A 19,966-nucleotide genomic window follows, 5' to 3' on the forward strand; every position below is an offset into this window, starting at 1 on the left:
GCGACGTCGGGGTGACGCCGGTCGTCCACACCGCCGGCCTAGCTGTAATGCGACACCGGGGTTCCGGCCAGCGCGCTCATGTTCAGCAGGCCGCGCGGGGTGATCGACGGGGTGACGATATGCGCGCGGTTGCCCATGCCCATCAGGATCGGCCCGACCTCGAGCCCGCGGGCCCGCATCTTCAGGATGTTGCGCACCCCCGATGCCGCGTCGGTCCCGGCAAAGATCAGCACGTTGGCCGCGCCCTCCATCCGGTTTTCCGGCAGCAGGCGTTCACGCAGTTCGGGGTCCAGCGCCGCGTCGACATGCATCTCGCCCTCATAGACGAAATCCACCTTGCGCTGATCCAGTATCTCCATCGCGGCGCGCATTTTCTTGCCCGAATGCGTGCTTTGATCGCCGAATTGCGAATGGCTGCACAGCGCGACCTTGGGGGTGACGCCAAAGCGGCGCACATGGCGGGCCGCGCCGATGACGGTTTCGACCACCTCCTCGGGGGTCGGGTCGTTGTGGACCTGAGTGTCGGCGACGAACAGGGGACCATCCTCGAGGATCATCAGGCTAAGCGCGCCGACCGGGTGCAGCCCGTCACGGGCAAGGACGTTGCGCACGAAATCCAGATGCCAGCGGTATTGCCCGAAGGTGCCGCAGATCAGGCTGTCGGCCTCGGCCCTGTGGACCATCACGGCGGCGATGGCGGTGGTATTGGTGCGCATGATCGCGCGCGCGATGTCGGGCGTCGCGCCGTGGCGTGCCATCAATTCGTGATAGGTGCCCCAATAATCGCGATAGCGCGGGTCGTTTTCGGGGTTCACGATCTCGAAATCGCGTCCGGGCCGGATCGGCAGACCGGCGCGTTCGGCGCGCATCTCGATCACCTCGGGGCGCCCGATCAGGATCGGGATGTCGGTGGTTTCCTCCAGCATGGCGTTGGCGGCGCGCAGCACGCGCTCGTCCTCGCCCTCGGCAAAGACGATCTTGCGGTCCGCCTTGGCCGATGCCTCGAACACCGGGCGCATAATCAGCGCCGAGCGGAAAACCGATCCGTCCAGCTTCCGCTTGTATTCGTTGATATCTTCAAGCGGCCGGGTCGCGACGCCGGTTTCCATCGCCGCGCGCGCAACGGCGGTGGCCACGACACCGATCAGACGCGGATCGAAGGGTTTCGGGATCAGATAGTCGGCGCCAAAGGTCAGCGTCTCGCCGCTATAGGCTGCGGCGGCCTCGGCGCTGGTGGTGGCGCGAGCCAGCGAGGCGATCCCTTCGATACAGGCCAGTTCCATCTGGTCGTTAATCTGGGTCGCCCCGACGTCGAGCGCGCCCCGAAAGATGAACGGAAAGCACAGCACGTTGTTGACCTGATTGGGATAGTCGCTGCGCCCGGTGGCGATGATCGCGTCGGGTGCGACTTCGCGCGCGGCCTCGGGCGAAATTTCGGGCGTGGGGTTCGCCAGCGCGAAGATGATCGGGCGTTTGGCCATGCGGGCCACCATTTCGGGCTTGAGCACGCCGGGACCCGAAAGGCCGAGGAACAGGTCTGCACCGTCGATGACCTGACCCAAGGTGCGCAGGTCGGTGTCCTGCGCGAATTCGGCCTTTTCGGGGTTCATGCCGCTTTCGCGGCCTTTCCAGACCAGCCCGTCGATATCGCACAGCCAGATGTTTTCGCGCTTCACCCCCAGTTTCACCAGCATGTTCAGGCAGGCGATTCCGGCCGCACCCCCGCCGGTCGACACGACCTTGATATCCTCAAAGCGTTTGCCGGCCACGATCAAGGCATTGGTGGCCGCCGCACCGACCACGATGGCGGTGCCGTGCTGATCATCGTGGAATACCGGGATATTCATCCGCTCGCGGCACAGCTTTTCGACGATGAAACATTCGGGGGCCTTGATATCCTCAAGGTTGATGGCGCCGAAGGTGGGCTCCAGCGCGCAGACGATATCGGCCAGCTTTTCCGGGTCGGGTTCGCTGACCTCGATGTCGAAACAGTCGATGTTGGCGAATTTCTTGAACAGGACGGCCTTGCCCTCCATCACCGGCTTCGAGGCGAGCGCGCCGATATTGCCAAGCCCCAGCACTGCCGAGCCGTTCGACACCACGCCGACAAGGTTACCCCGCGCGGTAAAACGGGCGGCATTGGCCGGATCGGCCTTGATCTCCAGACAGGCTTCGGCGACGCCGGGGGAATAGGCGCGCGCCAGATCGCGGCCGTTCGCCAGCGGCTTGGTCGCCCGGACCTCAAGCTTACCGGGACGCGGAAATTCGTGATAATCCAGCGCCGATTGCCGAACGTTGTCCTGTCGCCGATCTTCCATGCCGTCCCCCCGCAATGTTTCGATGGTTTATCGTTAAACCAATCCTGCACGGTGTAACAGACCCGCGCCACCCGCGTTTTCGCGGCGCGGATCGCGCGGCTTGCATCGGGGTCGGGGGCCGCGCAAGATCGTCGGGGCCGCGCAAGATCGCGGTGAAACAGGGGGATGGCATGGATCTTGTGACGGCGGCGGCGGATGTGCGGGAACGGGCCTATGCGCCTTATTCGCGGTTCAAGGTCGGGGCGGCGGTGCTGGATGAACGGGGCGTCCTGCATCTGGGCTGCAACGTCGAAAACGTCGCCTACCCCGAGGGCACCTGCGCCGAGGCCGGCGCGATCGCCGCGATGATCGCCGCCGGCGGCCAGCGGCTGAAGGCGGTCGCTGTCATCGCCGACAGCCCCCAGCCGGTCCCCCCCTGCGGCGGTTGCCGCCAGAAACTGGCCGAGTTCGGCGCCGGCGATGTGCCGGTGACGCTGGCCACGACAGCGGGCGCCCGACTGGAAACCACGATCGGAGAGCTGCTGCCCGGGCGCTTTGATGCCGGCCATATGGCGCAAAGCGGGAATGCGCCCGCACCATGAATGACGCCCGGCCCATCATCGCCCGGCTGCGCGAGGGGCGCGGACTCGATGCGGCGGATGCCCATGCCATCGCGGCCGGCCTGACCGATGGTAGCCTGACCGATGCGCAGGCCGGCGCGCTTGCCATGGCGGTGCTTTTGCGCGGCGTCGGGCCTGAGGGCCGGGTGGCGCTGACCCGGGCGATGCGCGATTCGGGGCGGGTGCTTGACTGGGATCTGCCCGGGCCGGTGGTCGACAAGCATTCGACCGGCGGCATCGGCGATTGCGTGTCCTTGGTGCTGGCCCCGGCGCTGGCGGCATGCGGGGCTTACGTCCCGATGATCTCGGGCCGCGGGCTGGGCCATACCGGCGGCACGCTTGACAAGCTGGCGGCCATTCCGGGCTATCGCACCGATGTCGATGAGGCCGAGTTTCGCCGCATCGTGGCCGGGGCGGGCTGCGCCATCGTCTCGGCCAGCGCCGATCTGGCCCCCGCCGACCGCCGGCTTTACCGGCTGCGCGATGAAAGCGGCACGGTCGAATCACTCGATCTGATCGTGGCGTCCATCCTGTCAAAGAAGCTCGCGGCGGGGGTCGGGGCGCTGGTTCTTGACGTCAAGACCGGCAGCGGCGCCTTTGCCGCGACGCTGGATCAGGCGCAGGCGCTGGGCGCCGCCCTTGTCGAGGTCGCGAATGGCGCCGGCTGTCCGACCAGCGCCGCGATCACCGCGATGGACCAGCCGCTGGCCCCGGCGGCAGGAAACGCGGTCGAGGTCATGGCGGCGATCGACACGCTGAAGGGCGCGCCCGGACGTCTGCGCGATCTGACGCTGGCCCTTGGCGCCGAATGCCTGCGGCTGGCGGGGCAGGGCGGCGGCGACGCGGCGATCCGTGCGTTGACCGGGGCCTTGGACAGTGGTGCAGCGGCTGAGCGGTTCGGCCGCATGGTCGCGGCCTGCGGCGGTCCGCCTGATCTGGTCGAGCGGCCGGGCGCGCATCTGCCCAACGCCCCCATCCGCCTCCCGGTCGTGGTCAAGGGGGTTTTCCGTTCCTGCGACGCCCGCGCCTTGGGCGAGGTTGTCGTCGCGCTTGGCGGCGGCCGGACCCGCGCCGGTGATGCCATCGACCCAGGCGTCGGGCTGACCGAAATCGCAACCCTTGGCCAAACCGTCGGCCCGGATCATCCGCTCTGCGTGATACATGCGGCCTCGGCGGCCGAGGCGGAACAGACCCGCACCGCTATCCTTGCCGCCTGCGAGGTGGGGACCGGCGCCGACAGCCTTGACCCGTTGCCCCTGATCGTCGAATGGCAACGCCCATGAGCCGCGCGTTTCTGATCGTCATGGACAGCGTCGGTGCCGGAGGCGCCCCGGATGCGGCGGATTTCTTCAATGACGGCCGGCCCGACACCGGCGCCAATACGCTCGCCCATATCGCCGCCAGCCGCCCGCTGGTGATGCCCAATCTGGATCAGCTGGGGCTGGGGGCGGCGGTGCATCTGGCCTCGGGGCAGAGACCCGCAGGTCTAAAAGCGGTGCCCGAAGGCCTGTGGGGCGCCGCGACCGAGGCTGCCAGCGGCAAGGATACCCCATCCGGCCATTGGGAGCTTGCCGGCGTTCCCGTGCCATGGGACTGGCATTATTTCCCCGACACCCGGCCGGCTTTTCCGGCGGTTCTGTCGGCGGCCGTTGCGCGTCTGACGGATACCGGGGGGATTTTGGGCAATTGCCACGCCTCGGGGACCGAGATCATCGCGCGTCTGGGCGAGGAACATCTGCGGACGGGGTGGCCCATCTGCTATACCTCGGCCGACAGCGTGTTTCAGATCGCCGCGCATGAAGGTGTTTTCGGGCTGCAACGCCTGCTTGACCTGTGTCAGGGCGTCGCCGATCTGGTCCACCCGATGCGGGTCGGCCGCGTCATCGCCCGGCCCTTTACCGGCACGCCCGGCCGGTTCACCCGCACCGCCAACCGCCGCGATTTCGCGATACCTCCGCCGGGGGACACGGTGCTGGACATTGCGCAGGCGGCCGGCCGCCAGACCCATGCGATCGGAAAGATCGGCGACATTTTTTCGGGGCGGGGGATCGGCAGGCTGCACAAAGGCGCATCGGACGCCGATCTGGCCGATCATCTGATCGGGCTCGCGGATCGCGCCGAACCCGGGTCACTGACCTTCGCGAATTTCGTCGAGTTCGACAGCCTTTATGGCCACCGCCGCGACATCGACGGCTATGCCAAGGCGCTGGAATGGTTCGACGGGGTTGCGGGCGCTTTCATCGCGCGGCTGGGTCCCGGCGATCTGGCGCTGTTCACCGCCGATCACGGCAATGACCCGTCGTGGAGCGGCACCGACCACACCCGCGAACGGGTGCCGGTGATCGGCTGGGGGGCCGGCGCCCATGCCGCGGGGCTGGTCGATTTCGTCGATGTGGGCGCCTCGGTCCTTGACCATCTCGGCCTGACCCCGCGCAAGGGTGTGAGTTTCCTGCCATGAAGTCGCTGCCCAAGGTCGAACTGCATCTGCATCTGGAAGGGGCGGCGCCGCCCGCGCTGATCCGCGACTTGGCGGGTCAGAAACGCATGGACATAGCCGGTATCTTCGATGCCGGGGGCGCATATACCTATAAGGATTTCAATGACTTTCTGCGCGTTTATGACGCGGTGACCAATGTGCTGAACACCCCCGCCGACTATGCGCGCCTGCTGACCGAAGTGCTGCATAAATCGGCCGAGGACGGGGTTGTCTATACCGAGGTTTTCATCGCGCCCGCGTTCTGCGGCGGCGGCGATCTGCACGCCTGGCGCGATTATCTGGCGGCGATGCAGGAAACCGCCGCGTGGGTCGAGAAAACCGCCGGCATCACCTCGCGCGCGGTTGCCACCGTCTTGCGTCATCTCGGCCCCGACAATGCCCGCGCCACCGCGCGCTGCGCGCAGGAAACGGCGGGCGGGTGGCTGACCGGCTTTGGCATGGCCGGCATGGAAACCTTCGGCAAACCGGCGGATTTCAGGTGGAGCTTCGATGCCGCGCGCGAGGCCGGTCTGGGCCTGACCTGCCACGCGGGCGAGTGGGGCGGCCCCGATTCGGTGCGTCAGGCGTGGCGCGATCTGGGCGTTTCCCGCATCGGCCACGGCGTCCGCGCGATCGAGGATCCGGCGCTGGTCCGTGATCTGGCCGAGGCGGGCGTGACGCTTGAATGCTGTCCCGGATCGAATATCGCGCTGGGGATTTACCCGAACTGGACCTCTCACCCCGTCGCCCGGCTGGCGGATGCAGGGTGCCGGGTGACGATCTCGACCGATGATCCGCCGTTTTTCCACACGGATCTGCCGCGTGAATACGACCACCTTGCCGATGCCTTTGGCTGGACCGAGGCCGAGTTTTCGGCGATGAACGGTTTTGCCATAGACGCGGCCTTCTGCGACCGGCCGACGAAGGATCGGGTCGGCAAGCTGATCAGGAACGAGGAAACGCCATGACCGAACATCTGACCATCGTCAGCCACCCCCTTGTCCAGCACAAGCTGTCGATCATGCGTAACAAGGACACGTCCACGGCCGGTTTCCGGCGGCTTTTGCGCGAAATCAGCCTGCTTCTGGCCTATGAGGTCACGCGCGGCCTTGAATTGACCACCACCCGGATCGAGACGCCGCTGGGGCCGATGGACGCGCCGATTCTCGACGGCAAGAAGCTGGCGCTGATCTCGATCCTGCGGGCGGGGAACGGGCTGCTTGACGGGATTCTGGAGCTGATCCCGGCGGCGCGCGTGGGCTTCGTCGGCCTGTACCGCGACCCCGAGACGCTTCAGCCGGTGCAGTACTACTACAAGGTCCCGGCCGAGTTGGAGGATCGCATGGTCATCGTCGTCGATCCGATGCTGGCGACCGGCAATTCCTCGGCGGCGGCGATTGATCTGCTGAAGAAATCCGGCGCGCGCAACATTGCCTTCCTGTGCCTTCTGGCCGCGCCCGAGGGCGTCGCACGCATGCGCGAGGCGCACCCCGACGTGCCGATTTTTACCGCGGCGCTGGATGAGAAACTGAACGATCACGGCTATATCGTGCCGGGCCTTGGCGATGCCGGGGACCGCATGTTCGGCACGAAATAACCGCCGTCCGTTAATCGCCCGGAAAGGATTTTCTGTCATCAATCGCCTGAGACACCCCGGAATCGGGGCCGGCGGGATGGTGACGGATGATTTTCAGGACGATCGGGCTGATCACGGTTTGGCTGATGCTCGCGGCAACGGTGCTTGCCGCGCCTGCGCGAACGCCGGTCGAATTGCCACCACCCGATTTCTTCGCGCGGCAATATATCGACAGCGCGGGCTGTGTGTTCACCCGCGCCACGGCGGAAGGGAACGACTGGCAACCGCGCGTGGCGCGCGATGGCGCGCCGATCTGCGGTTACCCTCCGACGCTGGCCGGCCGGCTGCCTTTGCCGGATGAAAATGCCCCGGCGATCGACCCCGAAGCGGTTACGCAAGCGCTGTATCTTCAGGTTCTCGGCATGCCTTCGGCCGATGGGCTGGACGCACGCGCGCTTTTCGGCGGCAGGGACGCAGCGACAGCCGGCAAAGCGACAGCCGGCAAAGCGATCCCCCCACTGTGCCGCCTGCGCCGGCCGATCTATCCGATCCTGACGCGCCGCCCGCCTCGGGTGTGGCCGCGACGCTTTCGCGCGCGATCGCGGCGAACACCCGGATCGCGTCCGCCGCTGCCGGGGCGATCGCGCCGAATGACCGGCTTTGCGCCTATCTGGGCGGCAGGGCGGTTCAGCCGGGGCGCGTGGCGGCATTGGGCGAAGACCCGACGATGGGCTTCTGTCAGCAGTTGACGGCGATTGATCTGCCCGGCAGCCGGCCCCGGGAACAGGGGTTCGCGACGGCGGCGGTCGATGTCAGCGTGGCGGCCGCCGCGGCGCGGGCCATGACCCAGGGGACCGCGCAACGCCCCCTGCCACGACCGGCCGTGCCGAATGCGATTGTCGCCGGCGATACAGGCCGGGTTGCGGGTGCGAATCCGGCGGCATCGCGCCGGGGTTCGACGGGCGCGGCGACCGCTGCGGGGACGGGCAAGGCTGCAAGAAAGGTCGGCACGCCCGCCGCGCGAAAATCCACGGCACGGCAGGCAAGGCCGATGGCCAAAGACGGCGGGACGCGCGGCCGCTATATCCAACTCGGCGCTTTTGCTGTCGGCACGAACGCGAATGCCGCGATCCGCAAGCTGAACAATATGGGATTGCCCGCCGCGCAGACCCGGGCCGAGATCGGGGGCAAGCCGGTGCAGATCATCCTGAGCGGCCCTTTCGCCGGCAGGACCGAACTTCAGGTGGCGCTTGGCCGTTTGCGGGCGGTGGGGTTCACCGATGCCTATGCACGTTAGGCGAAACCCGGATCACCGCCGGCGTCCTGGTGCCGGCCTCCGCCGGATACCGTGACCCCATCGAAGGCCGCCGGCCGAAAGAACAAACGGCTTTGGCTGAAACACGGCCGGGCGGGGCAGAACGGGGCAGAACCGGGCAGGCGAGGGCGGAAAGGCCCCGGGGCGTCCGGTAATGGGCGTCCGGTAGTGGCAGCGGGGCGCGGGTGGCGTGGGCGCGGGGTCAGGGGGCGGTGCATATGCGTTTCAGCACCGTCCAATCCTCGGGCGACAGAACCGGGCGTTCCGGCAGGGCGGTGCGGAACGGGTCGGCCTCGATCAGGCTCAGAACCGATTCGCCGGTCGGGTCGATCGAGCGGGCGTAGGGTTCGCTGGAGATGCCGACCTCGGCGAATTTCGCCAGCAAGGGCTCGGACTCGGGCCGGGCGGGCGGCGATGACAGAAGCCGCTCGCCATAGCCGTCCAGCGCCCCCGGGGGAAGCGCCCCCGAGGTCAAAAGCGACAGCGTGGCCCGGGTTCCGGCATATTGCAGGACATCGCGCAACGGGTCGGTCGTCGCGGCCGCAAGCCGCGCGGCGACAAGATGCCCGGCTGCCGCCTCGGGTGAGGGTTGATCCTCGATCAGCGGTTTGCCGATGATCGTGACATTGCCCGGCAGATGCCATGCCTCGCTGATCGCCATTGGCAGAACCGTGAAGCGCGCGCCCGGATCACCAAGGTTGCGGGCAAGCCGGTCGATCGCGGCAAGGCCGCCGGGGCGCTGGCATGGCGCGCCGGTCGCACGCACGACCTCGGCCAGAACCGCGTCTCCGATGGCTTGCCTTTGGGCGGGGGGCGCCACGCGCAGGGCGTGATTGATCAGCGCCTGCGGCAGCCAGATCACCGCGACCAGCACCATGGCCAGAACCGAGGCCAGCATCAGACCGCCCCGCAGCCGGCCCGGATGCGGACGCCGCGATTCCAGCACCCGGTGAACCTTTTCGATCGCCGCGATCATCAACTCGTCCGAGATCTCAAGCTCTTCGTCGGGATCGCGCCCGGGCGAGTAGATGGCGGGCAAGCGGTCGGGATTGCGGCGATAGACCGCCGGCAGCGACCAATGCGATACCGGCAGTTCGGATTTCGGGTCCGACAGGATCAGCGTGGCATCGCCGAAAGACACAATGACCTCTCGCCGCCGGCCCTTGGGCGATGGTCGCCAGGTGCCTTGCGCCTCGAGCCGCTGATATTCGCTGAGCGCCGTCATGGACCGGGCGATTTTCCTGCTTTGCCCGTCAAATCATAGCCAAGGCGCCGCATTGGTCAATGTCCACCGCAACGCCTCTTGCACCCCGGGCCCACGCGCGGGACCGGTCCGGCGAATGATAATCAAAGCCGGTTTTGCGCCTGACCGGGGGCAAGCCGGATCAATCCGCATCGGGCACGGTCAGCCCGCGTTCCTTGGCAAGGCTGCGCATGCGGTCCTGCAACTTCTCGAAGGCGCGGACCTCGATCTGGCGGATCCGCTCGCGCGAGACGTTGTAGCGCTCGGACAGGTCTTCCAGCGTCATCGGCTCATCCCGCAGACGCCGTTCGGCCAGAATGTCCTTTTCGCGGTCGTTCAGCACCACCATCGCGGCGGCCATGATCTCGCGCCGGGCGGATAGTTCATCGGCTTCGGCGAAGGCCTCGGCCTGATTGGCGTCCTCGTCCTCCAGCCAGTCCTGCCATTGCGTGACGCTTTCGCCGTCGCCGGAGCCGACCGTCGCGTTCAGCGAGGCGTCGGACCCCGACAGCCGCCGGTTCATGTCGATGACTTCTTTTTCCGTCACGCTCAGATCATGGGCGATCTGGGCGACATTCTCGGGACGCAGGTCGCCTTCCTCCAGCGCGCCGATCCGCGATTTCGCCTTGCGCAGATTGAAGAACAGCTTCTTCTGGGCGCTGGTCGTGCCCATTTTCACCAAGGACCACGAGCGCAGGATATATTCCTGAATCGAGGCGCGGATCCACCACATCGCATAGGTCGCCAGCCGGAAGCCGCGCTCCGGATCGAACCGCTTGACCGCCTGCATCAGTCCGACGTTCGCCTCGGAGATTACCTCGGCCTGCGGCAGGCCATAGCCGCGATAGCCCATCGCGATCTTCGCCGCGAGGCGCAGGTGCGAGGTGACCATCTTATGGGCAGCCTCGCTGTCCTGGTGATCGACCCAGGCCTTGGCCAGCATGTATTCCTCTTCCGGTTCCAGCAGCGGAAACTTGCGGATCTCCTGAAGATAGCGGTTCATCCCCTGTTCGGGGCTGGGTGCCGGAAGATTTGTATAAGTCGCCATAGAACTATCCCGAGTTGAACACGGAAGCGCCAAGGCGGCCGTCTTTGCTGCCTCTGCAAAACCCGTGCGGTCATCATGCTGCACGTGCAGCACCGTGACCAGTTGAAACGCACTTCAGGGCGCGGGGTTCCCTTCGCCCTCAAGCCGGTGGACCAGGGCCGCGAAATCATCGGGCAGGTCCGAAGCAAACCGCATTTCTGCACCCGTTACCGGGTGGACAAAGCCAAGCTCGGCCGCGTGGAGCGCCTGCCGGGGAAAGGATTGCATTGCCTCGACCGCCGCCTGACCCAGCGCCGCGACCGAGGCGCGCCTGTTGCCACCATATACCGGATCGCCGATCAGCCCAAGACCGGCATAGGTCATATGCACGCGGATCTGATGGGTGCGGCCGGTCTCCAGCCAGCATTCGATCAGCGACGCGGCGGTCGGATTGCCGAAACTCCGCAGGGTTCGCGCGCGAGTGACCGCATGGCGGCCGTGATCGAAACTGACCGCCTGACGCTGCCGGTCGGTCGGATGCCGCCCCAGCATGGTGGCGATGCGCAGGATGCCGCCCGGCTCGAACTGCACGCCCGACAGCCCCCGCAGCCGGGGGTCGGCCGGGTCGACCGCGCCATGCACGGCGGCGAGATAGCGGCGATGCACGCTATGCGCCTCGAACTGGCGGGCCAGCCCCTGATGCGCGCGGTCGGATTTCGCCGCCACCATCAGCCCGGTGGTGTCTTTGTCGATCCGGTGCACGATGCCGGGACGGCGTTCGCCCCCGATGCCGGAAAGACTGTCCCCGCAATGGTGCAGCAACGCATTGACCAGCGTGCCCTGCGCCGCGCCGGGGGCGGGGTGGACGACCATCCCGGCGGCTTTGTCGATGACGATCAACTCGTCATCCTCGTAAACCACGTTCAGCGGGATCGCCTCGGCCCGCACCTCGACCGGCTCGGGCGCGGGCAGGGTGATCCGATATTCCTCGCCCTCGGCCACCCGCGCCTTGCCGTTGCGAATCACCGTGCCCGCCGCATCGGTCACCGCCCCCTCGGCCAAAAGCCGGGACAACCGCGACCGCGACAACGCAGCTTCGGCTGGCGCGAGCGATGCAAGCGCCTTATCAAGCCGGTCGGGCGGGTCTGCCGGAATGGTCAGCCGCAGGATCTGAAGGGGGTCGGACATGGCGGGCGAAATATCAGATGGCGATGAAGGCGCAAGACCGCCCGAGCTTCGCTTTCTGCGCGCTCTGGTCACGGCGCTGGCCGTCACGATGATTCTCGGCATGACGGCGATCGTGGTTCTGCTGTGGTTGCGCCTTGGATCGGCGCCCCTGCCGCAGCTTCCCGAACAGATCACCCTTCCCCCCGGGACCAGCGTCGGCGCGGTCACATTCGCGCCGGACTGGATCGTGGTGGTCACCGATAAGGGCGAGGTTCTGCTTTATGATCGCGCCGGCGGGCTGCGTCAGCGCGTTGCGCCCTCGTCCCCCGCCGGGGGCTGAGGCGAAAGCGCATCCAGCCGGGCGCGCAGCTCGGCGTTTTCGGCGCGTGCCTTGATCGCCATATCGCGGACCGCGTCAAATTCCTCGCGGGTGACAAAGTTGCGATCGGCCAGCCAGCGGTCGATCCAGCCCTTCATTGCGGTCTCGGCCTCGTCCTTGGCGCCCTGCGCCACGCCCATGGCATTGGTCATCAGGCGCGAGAGGTCGTCAAAGATGCGGTTCTGGGTGCTCATCGGTAAAGCCCTTACAAATTCGGTTGATCTTTCATATGGGCTGTCGCCGCCCGGGGTTCAATGCGGTTGACAGCGGCGCCCGGGACGGGTCCATTGCCCGCGCCGCAACCAGAAGGACACCATGGAAGCCGCCATCGCCTTTCCGCCGATCTCGCCAGAGATCTTCAGTGTTTCCCTGTTCGGCCGCGAACTGGCGCTGCGCTGGTACGCGCTGGCCTATATCGTCGGCCTGATCGTCGGCTGGCGGATACTGGTCTGGATGATGCGGAATCCGGCGCTGTGGGGCGGCAAGGCTCCGATGCGGGATTCCGAGGCCGAGGAGCTTCTGACATGGGTCATCGTCGGCGTGATCCTTGGCGGTCGGATCGGCTTTGTCCTGTTCTATCAGTTCGATTATTACCTCGCCAACCCGGCCGACATCTTCAAGGTCTGGCAGGGCGGCATGTCCTTCCACGGCGGCTTTCTGGGCGTCATCGTCGCGTCATGGCTGTTTTGCCGGGCGCGGGGCATTCCGCCGCTGCGGCTGGCGGATGCGTTGGCGGTGGCCACGCCGGTCGGGCTTGGCCTTGGCCGCGTTGCCAATTTCATCAACGCCGAGCTGTGGGGGCGGCCGACCACGCTGCCCTGGGGGGTGATCTTTCCGGGCGAGGCCGCGCAATATTGCCCCGGGTTCGGCACGCCCTGCGCCCGCCACCCGAGCCAGCTCTACGAGGCCGCGCTTGAAGGGATCCTGCTGGCCGTGGTGCTGTTCGCGATGGTGCGCGCCGGTCAGTTGCGCTGGCCGGGCCGGGTGTTCGGGGTCTTTCTGGCCGGATACGGGCTGGCCCGCTTTCTGGTCGAATTCGTGCGTCAGGCGGATGAGCAGTTCATCACCCCCGACAATCCGCTGGGCCACGTCATCGGATCCGGCGCGGTGGGCCTGTCGATGGGCCAGCTTCTGTCGCTGCCGATGATCATTCTGGGATTGTGGTTCGTTTTCCGGGCGCGGGGGCCGGTTGGTTCTCCCGCCGGTGCATGACACCGCTGGAACGGCGGTTGCTGGCGCGGATCGGCGCCTCGGGGCCGCTGAGCGTGGCCGATTACATGCAGGATTGCCTGCTTGATCCCGATTACGGCTATTACGCCACCCGCGATCCCTTCGGCGCCGCCGGCGATTTCACCACGGCGCCGGAAATCAGCCAGATGTTCGGCGAGCTGATCGGGCTGGCGCTGGCGCAGGCGTGGCTGGATCAGGGCAGCCCGACCGGTGCCGTCCTGGCCGAACTGGGTCCGGGGCGGGGCACGCTGATTGCCGATATCCGCCGCGCGACCGCGCGCGTGTTCGACCCCGCCGTGCATCTGGTCGAGGCCTCGCCGCATCTGCGGCAGGTGCAGCGCAGCCGGCTGGCCGGTGCGCCGGTGCATTGGCACGACAGCGCCGCCGAATTGCCGCAAGCCCCGCTGTTTCTGGTGGCGAACGAGTTTTTCGACGCCTTGCCGATCCGGCAGTTCCTGCGCCAGCCGGGCGGCTGGTCCGAGCGGCTGATCGGCGCCGAACGGGGTGCGGACGGCGCCGTCAAGCTGGGCTGGGGCCTGTCGCCGCCGGTCGCCCGGATCGCGGCGCTGAACCATCTGTCCGATACGCCGCCCGGAACGGTGGCCGAGATCTGCCCGTCGGCGCCCCCGATCATCGACCAGATTGCGCAGCGGATCGCCCGCCACGGCGGCGCGGCGATCATCGTCGATTACGGCGGCTGGGCGGGAACCGGCGACACGTTTCAGGCGCTGCGCGGGCACGGGTCCGAGGATGTTCTGGCCCATCCGGGCGCGGCCGATCTGACCGCGCATGTCGATTTCGCGGCACTCGCCGCAGCCGGGATCGCGGCGGGGGTCGCCGTCTCGGCTCCGGTGGAACAGGGTGCGTTTCTGGCCGGGCTTGGCATCGGCGCCCGGGCCGAGCGGCTGCATCGCGCCGGCGACGCGGGCGCAGGTGCGGCCCTTCGCCGCTTGACCGCGCCGGATGAAATGGGAAAATTGTTCAAGGCGATAGCGCTGTGGTATCCGGCCGCGCCGCCTCCGCCCGGCTTCACCGCATTACCCGGAGCACGTGATGCAGACCCCGCTTGAATATCTGACCCACCCGCTGCTCGACGGTGTCCGCCACGGGTTTTTCACGCGCAAGGGCGGGGCCTCATCCGGCCTTTTCGCGTCGCTCAACTGCGCGCGCGCCAGCGGCGATCAGGCCGAGGTCGTGGCGATGAACCGCGCCCGCGTGGCCGAGACGATGGGGGTCGGACCCGACCGGATGGCGGCGGTCCGGCAAAGCCACACCGATCGCGTGGTAACCGTGGATGGAAACACCGCGCTTGACCCGCTGGCCGGTCAGGCCGCCGACGGGCTGGTCACCAATACGCCCGGCATCGCCTTGACCGCGCTTTCCGCCGATTGCCAGCCGATCCTGTTCGCCGACCCGGACGCGGGGGTCATCGGTGCCGCGCATGCTGGCTGGCGCGGCGCGCTGGGCGGGATCATCGAATCGACCGTGGCGGCGATGCAGGACCTTGGCGCGACCCGGATCCGCGCCGTGATCGGCCCCTGCATCAGCCAGCGCGCCTATGAGGTCGGCGAGGAATTCATGGAGGAATTCCTGCTGGAAGACCCCGATCACAGCCGCTTTTTCGCCGGCGGCCCGAACGGGCGCCCGATGTTCGACCTGCCGTCATTCGGCCTGATGCGGCTGCGCGACGCCGGGGTCGAAGCCGAATGGACCGGGCATTGCACCTATTCCGACGCCGCGCGCTTCTTTTCCTATCGCCGCGGCACCCATGCCGGACAGGCCGATTACGGCTGCCAAATCGCCGTCATCGTGCTGTGAGCCAAGGCTGACACTCATTCGTTCACGTAACGAACGGGGCGGTCACTCGTCCGTGCCGGCCTGTTTCGGCTGCCATTCCGCCGTGACCCGCACGTTCCGAAGCGCGGTCCTGAACCTATCCCAACCCGGGTTCCGGTTTGTCATCATCGGCAGGATGAACTGGCTTGCCGACACCCCGTCCGCGGCGTCCAGCGTCAGCCGCAGCGTGCCAAGCGGATGCGGCACGCTGTCCACCACCGCCGTCAATGCGGTACGGCTGGCGCTGTCGACAAGGCTGTCGGGTATCTGGACGATCTGCGCCCGACCCAGGGTTTTCGCGGCCTCTACGGCGGCCTCGGGCGTATCGCCCAGGCGCGGGAATATCGGTCCCAGCCATGCCAGGGCCATCGACTCGAACATGCCGCCATTGGTCAGCCGCAGATCGGCGGCGTGAACCCGGATCATGGGCAATTGGTCGGGCATGTCCGGTCGTGCCAGCAGCGCCGCCAGGTCAATATTGCCAAGCCGTGCGCTCAGCGCCAGCCGGTTGACCTGACCGTCGTCAAGATCGAGCCGGGCGAGGTCCAGCGTCTTTGCGGCGGGGTCGAAGCTATATTCCAGCGCCAGATTGTTCGGATGCAATTCAGCCAGAAGCGCGTTCTGGTAATCATACATCGCGTCGAAGCCGTCCGATCTATCGAAATCCGAGGGATCGCCGGTGCTGACATAGGTTTGGCGAAGGTTTTCGATCGACAGCGACAATTTGACCGGGGGAAAACCGCGCACCTCATCGGCCCAGTCCGCCCGCCAGCTTATAGGACCGGCAGCGATGCCCTCGGATGTCCGCCCCGAGTCGATCCCCGGCGTGGTCAGTGACTGGATGACGCAGCGGCCCTCGACCAGTTTCGGCGGATCGAATGTGCCGATCACCGCACCGAACCCGGTGCCGTTCGTGCCGGACCCGCGCATATCGGACGGTAGGCGCAGCAACGCGGCCTTCAGCGCCTCCAGATCGGCCATGCAATCCTGCGTCACGGCCAGGGCCGGCGCGGCGGCCAGCAGGGGCAGGGAAAAGGCAAGCGCGGGCAGGTATTTCGGCAATGTCATGAACCTTATCGGGGGATGCGACCGAAAGGGCGGGACCGGTCGGACCGGATCAGCCCTGCGCGGCGGCGCGTTCCTCGACCACCGAAAACGGAACGCCCGGCTCATCCTTGGCGCAGCGAATCACCAGACTGGTCTTGACCGAGGCCACGTTCGGCGCCGCGGTCAGGCTTTCGGTCAGGAACCGCTGAAAGCTCGACAGATCGGGCGAGACGCATTTCAGGATAAAGTCGATTTCGCCGTTCAGCATGTGGCATTCGCGGACCAAGGGCCAGCTTCGGGCCAGTTCCTCGAACGCGGCAAGCGCCGTCTCGGACTGGTTCACCAGCCGCACCATGGCGAAAACACCGACCTCGAAGCCAAGCTCGCGCGGGTCCACATCGGCATGATAGCCGCGGATGAAGCCCAGTTCCTCAAGCGTACGCACACGGCGCAGGCAGGGCGGGGCCGAAATCCCGACACGCCGGGCCAGTTCGACATTCGTCATCCGCCCATCGTCCTGAAGCTCGGCCAGAATTTTGCGATCAATTTCGTCCAGCCGCGCGCCAGCCATCGAACCCCCGGTTGGTCCAGATCCAAACTTTTCGGGAAGCTATCCTGAGCGGGCGTTCCGCGCAATATTATTTCGCAATTGTGACGTCCCGTTCCGCCGCGGATTGCGCCCGGCCGCGGGTCACATGCCGGTTGCATGGCCGATATGCGCATAAAATAACCCGTCCCGCGCGCGGGATCGGTTGAAACTGGGCGCCATGGGGTCTAAGGCCGTGCCCAATCCGGCACGCAGCGAAGCTGCGGGCTTTTTTCGTGTTTGAAACCCCGAGTGATCCGATGACCGAAGCGAACCTCGCGCCTATCCCCGAACTCTACGTATCCGCAACTGAGGCGGAGAAACTGAAAACCGCCGCCGGCGATATGCCAAGCTGGGATCTGTCGCCGCGCCAGATGTGCGATCTGGAACTGTTGATGAACGGCGGCTTCCATCCTCTCAAGGGTTTCCTGTCGGAAGCCGATTACAACGGCGTCCGCGACGACATGCACCTGACCTCGGGCGATATCTGGCCGATGCCGGTGACGCTTGATGTCAGTCAGGATTTCGCCGACAAGGTGAAACCGGGCACTGAAATCGCGCTGCGCGACGCCGAGGGCGTGATCCTTGCGGTGATGACCGTCACCGACAAATGGACGCCCGACAAAAGCCTCGAGGCGCTGCGCGTGTTCGGCGCCGACGATGTGGCGCATCCGGCCGTCAACTATCTGCACAACGTCGCCGGCCCGGTCTATCTGGGCGGTCCGATCCGCGGGCTGCAGCCGCCCACCCATTACGATTTCCGCGGCCGCCGCTATACCCCGAATGAGCTGCGTGCCTATTTCAAAAAGCTCGGCTGGCGCCGCATCGTCGCCTTCCAGACCCGCAACCCGCTGCACCGCGCGCATCAGGAACTGACCTTCCGCGCCGCGCGCGAGGCGCAGGCCAACCTGCTGATCCATCCGGTCGTCGGCATGACCAAGCCGGGCGATGTGGACCATTTCACCCGCGTCCGCTGCTATGAGGCGGTGCTGGACAAATATCCGGCGGCAACCACGCATCTGAGCCTTCTGAACCTCGCCATGCGCATGGGCGGCCCGCGCGAGGCGGTCTGGCACGGCATCATCCGCCGCAACCACGGCCTGACCCATATGATCGTCGGCCGCGATCACGCCGGCCCCGGCAAGAACAGTCAGGGCGAGGATTTCTATGGCCCCTATGACGCGCAGGAACTGTTCCGCAAGCATCAGGACGAGATCGGCGTCGAAATGGTCGATTTCAAACAGATGGTCTATGTGCAGGAACGCGCCCAGTACGAGCCCGCCGACGAGATCGAAGACGGCGTGACCATCCTGAACATCTCGGGTACCGAACTGCGCCGCCGCCTGCGCGAAGGGCTTGAGATCCCGGAATGGTTCAGCTTCCCCGAAGTCGTCAAGCAACTGCGCCGCACCTCGCCGCCGCGCGACAAGCAGGGCTTCACGGTGTTCTTCACCGGGCTTTCCGGTTCGGGCAAATCGACCATCGCCAACGCGCTTATGGTCAAGCTGATGGAGATGGGCGGCCGGCCGGTCACGCTGCTGGATGGCGACGTGGTCCGCAAGCATCTGTCGTCGGAACTCGGCTTCTCGAAAGAGCATCGCGACATCAACATCAAGCGCATCGGCTATGTCGCGTCCGAGATCACCAAGAACGGCGGTATCGCCATCTGCGCGCCGATCGCGCCCTATACCGCGACCCGTCGCGCGGTCCGCGAGATGATCGAAGCCAACGGCGCCTTCATCGAGGTTCACGTCGCGACCAGCCTTGAGGAATGTGAACGCCGCGACCGCAAGGGCCTGTACAAGCTGGCGCGCGAGGGCAAGATCAAGGAGTTCACCGGCATTTCGGACCCCTATGAGGATCCGCAGAACCCCGAACTTCGGGTCGAGACCGAGAATGTGGACGTCGACAACTGCGCCCATCAGGTGCTGCTGAAGCTGGAACAGATGGGGCTTATCGGCATGGCCGAAAAGGCTTAAGCCGACCTGCCCGCAGAAACGACAAACCCCGGCCGAAGGGCCGGGGTTTTTTCATGGGCCGCCGGTTATCATCCGGCGGCATCCGGCAACGGGCACGGCGCGTTCAGTGAACGCTGACCGGCGAAAGCTCGTTCTGGCGGGCCAGATGGAACGCAAGGCCACGGTCCTTGACCAGTGCCAGACGTTCGCCGTCCGGGCCGTGCACGGCATAAAGCGTGTCCAGCCCAAGCGCCTGTTCCTGCACGTCCTGCGGCAGGCTGTCTACGGCGACTTCGCGGATATAAACCAGATTGCCGGTATTTTCGGTGCCGAAATCAAATTTCTCATTCATGGTGCGATCCCCTTTCACTTGCGGCTGATCGGTATTGTTTTGACCACAGGGTCTTTTTGGGCGCGGCGCAGATCAATGTGCAAAAGCCCGTTTTCAAGCCCCGCCTTGACCACCTCGACCCCCTCGGCCAGTACGAAACTGCGCTGGAAGGCGCGGGCGGCGATGCCACGGTGCAGAAACACCCGGTTTTGCTCGGGTTCGGTCTGACGGCCGCGAACGACAAGCTGCCGGTCCTCGATGGTGATATCCACCTCGCTCTCGGCAAAGCCGGCAACGGCAAGGGTGATACGGAAGCTGTCGGGCGAGGATTGCTCGATATTATAGGGGGGATACCCCTCGGCCCCGCCTTTTGCCGCACGCTCGACCAGCTTTTCCAACTGATCGAACCCCAGAAGATAGGGATGCGCGCTGAACGTCACTTTCGTCATAGTCCCGATGCCCTTTCACAGCGACATTGCAAGGGTCCCGGTTGCGGCAACCCTTGCCAACAATATGTGGACCCGGTGCGGCTGTTGCAAGGCCGCTGACTTGTTCGTCAATTGCGCTATAGTCGAGCCGGCGAATCCCCCAAAAACGCCAGACACTCCAAAAGCCCATAATCTCCGAAAGCCCGAGACCGACCGCGATGAACGCCCCCATGGAAATGTCCCACGAAGAGGTCGCGCGCATGCGCCTGAACGTTCTGCGCCGCGAGCATCGCGATCTGGACGAGGCGATCGCGGCGCTCGCCAACACCGGCACGGGTTGTTCGCTGACCCTGCAAAGGCTGAAAAAGCAGAAACTGGCGTTGAAGGATCGCATCGCGCGGCTCGAGGACGAACTTACCCCCGACATCATCGCCTGACCGATTGCACAGC

Annotated in this window: 21 protein-coding genes; 12 read left to right on the forward strand and 9 right to left on the reverse strand. The window is 66.2% G+C overall.

The window, feature by feature from the left end:
* Nucleotides 1–38: 38 nt before the first annotated feature.
* Nucleotides 39–2,318: an NADP-dependent malic enzyme gene (locus ACFSCT_RS15115; RefSeq protein WP_379144070.1), complete on the reverse strand. Its 2,280-nt coding sequence runs from the start codon at nt 2,316–2,318 to the stop codon at nt 39–41.
* Nucleotides 2,319–2,488: 170 nt separating this feature from the next.
* Between ACFSCT_RS15115 and ACFSCT_RS15120 the strand changes: the two genes are divergently transcribed.
* The 6 genes from ACFSCT_RS15120 to ACFSCT_RS15145 all read left to right on the forward strand — a co-directional run bounded on the left by ACFSCT_RS15120 (nt 2,489) and on the right by ACFSCT_RS15145 (nt 8,266).
* Nucleotides 2,489–2,899, forward strand: a complete 411-nt coding sequence (locus ACFSCT_RS15120) for a cytidine deaminase (protein ID WP_379144071.1) — start codon at nt 2,489–2,491, stop codon at nt 2,897–2,899.
* Nucleotides 2,896–4,200, forward strand: a complete 1,305-nt coding sequence (locus tag ACFSCT_RS15125; RefSeq protein WP_379144072.1) for a thymidine phosphorylase — start codon at nt 2,896–2,898, stop codon at nt 4,198–4,200. Before ACFSCT_RS15120 ends, ACFSCT_RS15125 begins: the two co-directional genes overlap by 4 nt.
* A complete protein-coding gene (locus ACFSCT_RS15130; protein ID WP_379144073.1) occupies nt 4,197–5,375 on the forward strand; it encodes a phosphopentomutase in 1,179 nt (392 codons plus the stop codon). The genes ACFSCT_RS15125 and ACFSCT_RS15130 overlap by 4 nt, the downstream gene beginning before the upstream one ends.
* Entirely contained in the window at nt 5,372–6,361 is a 990-nt protein-coding gene (locus tag ACFSCT_RS15135) for an adenosine deaminase (protein ID WP_379144075.1), read from the forward strand. The genes ACFSCT_RS15130 and ACFSCT_RS15135 overlap by 4 nt, the downstream gene beginning before the upstream one ends.
* Nucleotides 6,358–6,990 carry a uracil phosphoribosyltransferase gene (upp, locus tag ACFSCT_RS15140; protein WP_379144076.1) on the forward strand — a complete coding sequence of 211 codons (633 nt, stop codon included), beginning with the start codon at nt 6,358–6,360 and terminating at the stop codon, nt 6,988–6,990. Before ACFSCT_RS15135 ends, upp begins: the two co-directional genes overlap by 4 nt.
* Nucleotides 6,991–7,489: 499 nt before the next feature.
* A complete protein-coding gene (locus ACFSCT_RS15145) occupies nt 7,490–8,266 on the forward strand; it encodes an SPOR domain-containing protein (protein WP_379144079.1) in 777 nt (258 codons plus the stop codon).
* Between the two features lie 220 nt (nt 8,267–8,486).
* Here ACFSCT_RS15145 and ACFSCT_RS15150 read toward each other — a convergent pair whose 3' ends face one another.
* From ACFSCT_RS15150 to ACFSCT_RS15160, 3 genes are all read right to left on the reverse strand, one after another.
* Entirely contained in the window at nt 8,487–9,509 is a 1,023-nt protein-coding gene (locus ACFSCT_RS15150) for a hypothetical protein (RefSeq protein ID WP_379144081.1), read from the reverse strand.
* 160 nt (nt 9,510–9,669) lie between these two features.
* On the reverse strand, nt 9,670–10,575 hold the full coding sequence (gene rpoH, locus ACFSCT_RS15155; RefSeq protein ID WP_379144082.1) for an RNA polymerase sigma factor RpoH: 906 nt from the start codon (nt 10,573–10,575) through the stop codon (nt 9,670–9,672).
* A 114-nt stretch (nt 10,576–10,689) separates the two neighbouring features.
* Nucleotides 10,690–11,742: an RluA family pseudouridine synthase gene (locus ACFSCT_RS15160; RefSeq protein ID WP_379144083.1), complete on the reverse strand. Its 1,053-nt coding sequence runs from the start codon at nt 11,740–11,742 to the stop codon at nt 10,690–10,692.
* Between ACFSCT_RS15160 and ACFSCT_RS15165 the strand changes: the two genes are divergently transcribed.
* Nucleotides 11,741–12,061, forward strand: coding sequence for a DUF6476 family protein (locus tag ACFSCT_RS15165; protein ID WP_379144084.1), 321 nt, complete (start codon nt 11,741–11,743; stop codon nt 12,059–12,061). The genes ACFSCT_RS15160 and ACFSCT_RS15165 overlap by 2 nt on opposite strands.
* Here ACFSCT_RS15165 and ACFSCT_RS15170 read toward each other — a convergent pair.
* Entirely contained in the window at nt 12,025–12,294 is a 270-nt protein-coding gene (locus ACFSCT_RS15170; protein WP_379144085.1) for an accessory factor UbiK family protein, read from the reverse strand. The two genes, ACFSCT_RS15165 and ACFSCT_RS15170, sit on opposite strands and share 37 nt — an antisense overlap.
* 121 nt (nt 12,295–12,415) lie before the next feature.
* Here ACFSCT_RS15170 and lgt point away from each other — a divergent pair, with 121 nt between their 5' ends.
* Genes lgt through pgeF form a run of 3 tightly spaced genes read left to right on the forward strand, consistent with a single transcriptional unit; the run spans nt 12,416 to nt 15,148 of the window.
* Nucleotides 12,416–13,312: a prolipoprotein diacylglyceryl transferase gene (lgt, locus tag ACFSCT_RS15175; protein ID WP_379144086.1), complete on the forward strand. Its 897-nt coding sequence runs from the start codon at nt 12,416–12,418 to the stop codon at nt 13,310–13,312.
* Entirely contained in the window at nt 13,309–14,400 is a 1,092-nt protein-coding gene (locus tag ACFSCT_RS15180) for a class I SAM-dependent methyltransferase (RefSeq protein ID WP_379144089.1), read from the forward strand. The genes lgt and ACFSCT_RS15180 overlap by 4 nt, the downstream gene beginning before the upstream one ends.
* Nucleotides 14,384–15,148, forward strand: coding sequence for a peptidoglycan editing factor PgeF (gene pgeF, locus ACFSCT_RS15185; RefSeq protein WP_379144091.1), 765 nt, complete (start codon nt 14,384–14,386; stop codon nt 15,146–15,148). Before ACFSCT_RS15180 ends, pgeF begins: the two co-directional genes overlap by 17 nt.
* A 42-nt stretch (nt 15,149–15,190) precedes the next feature.
* Here the strand turns inward: pgeF and ACFSCT_RS15190 are convergent, their stop codons facing one another.
* Both ACFSCT_RS15190 and ACFSCT_RS15195 read right to left on the reverse strand, forming a co-directional pair.
* Entirely contained in the window at nt 15,191–16,234 is a 1,044-nt protein-coding gene (locus tag ACFSCT_RS15190; RefSeq protein ID WP_379144093.1) for a hypothetical protein, read from the reverse strand.
* Nucleotides 16,235–16,283: 49 nt separating this feature from the next.
* On the reverse strand, nt 16,284–16,784 hold the full coding sequence (locus ACFSCT_RS15195) for an Lrp/AsnC family transcriptional regulator (protein WP_379144095.1): 501 nt from the start codon (nt 16,782–16,784) through the stop codon (nt 16,284–16,286).
* Between the two features lie 275 nt (nt 16,785–17,059).
* Between ACFSCT_RS15195 and ACFSCT_RS15200 the strand changes: the two genes are divergently transcribed.
* On the forward strand, nt 17,060–18,778 hold the full coding sequence (locus tag ACFSCT_RS15200) for a bifunctional sulfate adenylyltransferase/adenylylsulfate kinase (RefSeq protein WP_379144097.1): 1,719 nt from the start codon (nt 17,060–17,062) through the stop codon (nt 18,776–18,778).
* A 103-nt stretch (nt 18,779–18,881) separates the two neighbouring features.
* On the opposite strand, the gene ACFSCT_RS15205 is transcribed toward ACFSCT_RS15200, so the two are convergent.
* Together ACFSCT_RS15205 and ACFSCT_RS15210 are read right to left on the reverse strand one after the other, a co-directional pair.
* On the reverse strand, nt 18,882–19,109 hold the full coding sequence (locus ACFSCT_RS15205) for a DUF1150 family protein (RefSeq protein WP_379144098.1): 228 nt from the start codon (nt 19,107–19,109) through the stop codon (nt 18,882–18,884).
* A gap of 14 nt (nt 19,110–19,123) precedes the next feature.
* Nucleotides 19,124–19,537, reverse strand: coding sequence for an Hsp20 family protein (locus ACFSCT_RS15210; protein ID WP_379144099.1), 414 nt, complete (start codon nt 19,535–19,537; stop codon nt 19,124–19,126).
* Between the two features lie 197 nt (nt 19,538–19,734).
* On the opposite strand from ACFSCT_RS15210, the gene ACFSCT_RS15215 reads away from it, so the two are divergent.
* On the forward strand, nt 19,735–19,953 hold the full coding sequence (locus tag ACFSCT_RS15215) for a YdcH family protein (RefSeq protein ID WP_379144101.1): 219 nt from the start codon (nt 19,735–19,737) through the stop codon (nt 19,951–19,953).
* Nucleotides 19,954–19,966: the final 13 nt, after the last annotated feature.

This window comes from Paracoccus pacificus (assembly GCF_042680785.1).
Taxonomy (GTDB): domain Bacteria; phylum Pseudomonadota; class Alphaproteobacteria; order Rhodobacterales; family Rhodobacteraceae; genus Paracoccus; species Paracoccus pacificus.

Coding starts and splice junctions, on each gene's coding strand:
- ACFSCT_RS15115 (WP_379144070.1), bottom strand. CDS start 2,318: ATGGAAGATCGGCGACAGGACAACGTTCGGCAATCGGCGCTGGATTAT.
- ACFSCT_RS15120 (WP_379144071.1), top strand. CDS start 2,489: ATGGATCTTGTGACGGCGGCGGCGGATGTGCGGGAACGGGCCTATGCG.
- ACFSCT_RS15125 (WP_379144072.1), top strand. CDS start 2,896: ATGAATGACGCCCGGCCCATCATCGCCCGGCTGCGCGAGGGGCGCGGA.
- ACFSCT_RS15130 (WP_379144073.1), top strand. CDS start 4,197: ATGAGCCGCGCGTTTCTGATCGTCATGGACAGCGTCGGTGCCGGAGGC.
- ACFSCT_RS15135 (WP_379144075.1), top strand. CDS start 5,372: ATGAAGTCGCTGCCCAAGGTCGAACTGCATCTGCATCTGGAAGGGGCG.
- upp (WP_379144076.1), top strand. CDS start 6,358: ATGACCGAACATCTGACCATCGTCAGCCACCCCCTTGTCCAGCACAAG.
- ACFSCT_RS15150 (WP_379144081.1), bottom strand. CDS start 9,509: ATGACGGCGCTCAGCGAATATCAGCGGCTCGAGGCGCAAGGCACCTGG.
- rpoH (WP_379144082.1), bottom strand. CDS start 10,575: ATGGCGACTTATACAAATCTTCCGGCACCCAGCCCCGAACAGGGGATG.
- ACFSCT_RS15165 (WP_379144084.1), top strand. CDS start 11,741: ATGGCGGGCGAAATATCAGATGGCGATGAAGGCGCAAGACCGCCCGAG.
- ACFSCT_RS15160 (WP_379144083.1), bottom strand. CDS start 11,742: ATGTCCGACCCCCTTCAGATCCTGCGGCTGACCATTCCGGCAGACCCG.
- ACFSCT_RS15170 (WP_379144085.1), bottom strand. CDS start 12,294: ATGAGCACCCAGAACCGCATCTTTGACGACCTCTCGCGCCTGATGACC.
- lgt (WP_379144086.1), top strand. CDS start 12,416: ATGGAAGCCGCCATCGCCTTTCCGCCGATCTCGCCAGAGATCTTCAGT.
- ACFSCT_RS15180 (WP_379144089.1), top strand. CDS start 13,309: ATGACACCGCTGGAACGGCGGTTGCTGGCGCGGATCGGCGCCTCGGGG.
- pgeF (WP_379144091.1), top strand. CDS start 14,384: ATGCAGACCCCGCTTGAATATCTGACCCACCCGCTGCTCGACGGTGTC.
- ACFSCT_RS15190 (WP_379144093.1), bottom strand. CDS start 16,234: ATGACATTGCCGAAATACCTGCCCGCGCTTGCCTTTTCCCTGCCCCTG.
- ACFSCT_RS15195 (WP_379144095.1), bottom strand. CDS start 16,784: ATGGCTGGCGCGCGGCTGGACGAAATTGATCGCAAAATTCTGGCCGAG.
- ACFSCT_RS15200 (WP_379144097.1), top strand. CDS start 17,060: ATGACCGAAGCGAACCTCGCGCCTATCCCCGAACTCTACGTATCCGCA.
- ACFSCT_RS15205 (WP_379144098.1), bottom strand. CDS start 19,109: ATGAATGAGAAATTTGATTTCGGCACCGAAAATACCGGCAATCTGGTT.
- ACFSCT_RS15210 (WP_379144099.1), bottom strand. CDS start 19,537: ATGACGAAAGTGACGTTCAGCGCGCATCCCTATCTTCTGGGGTTCGAT.
- ACFSCT_RS15215 (WP_379144101.1), top strand. CDS start 19,735: ATGAACGCCCCCATGGAAATGTCCCACGAAGAGGTCGCGCGCATGCGC.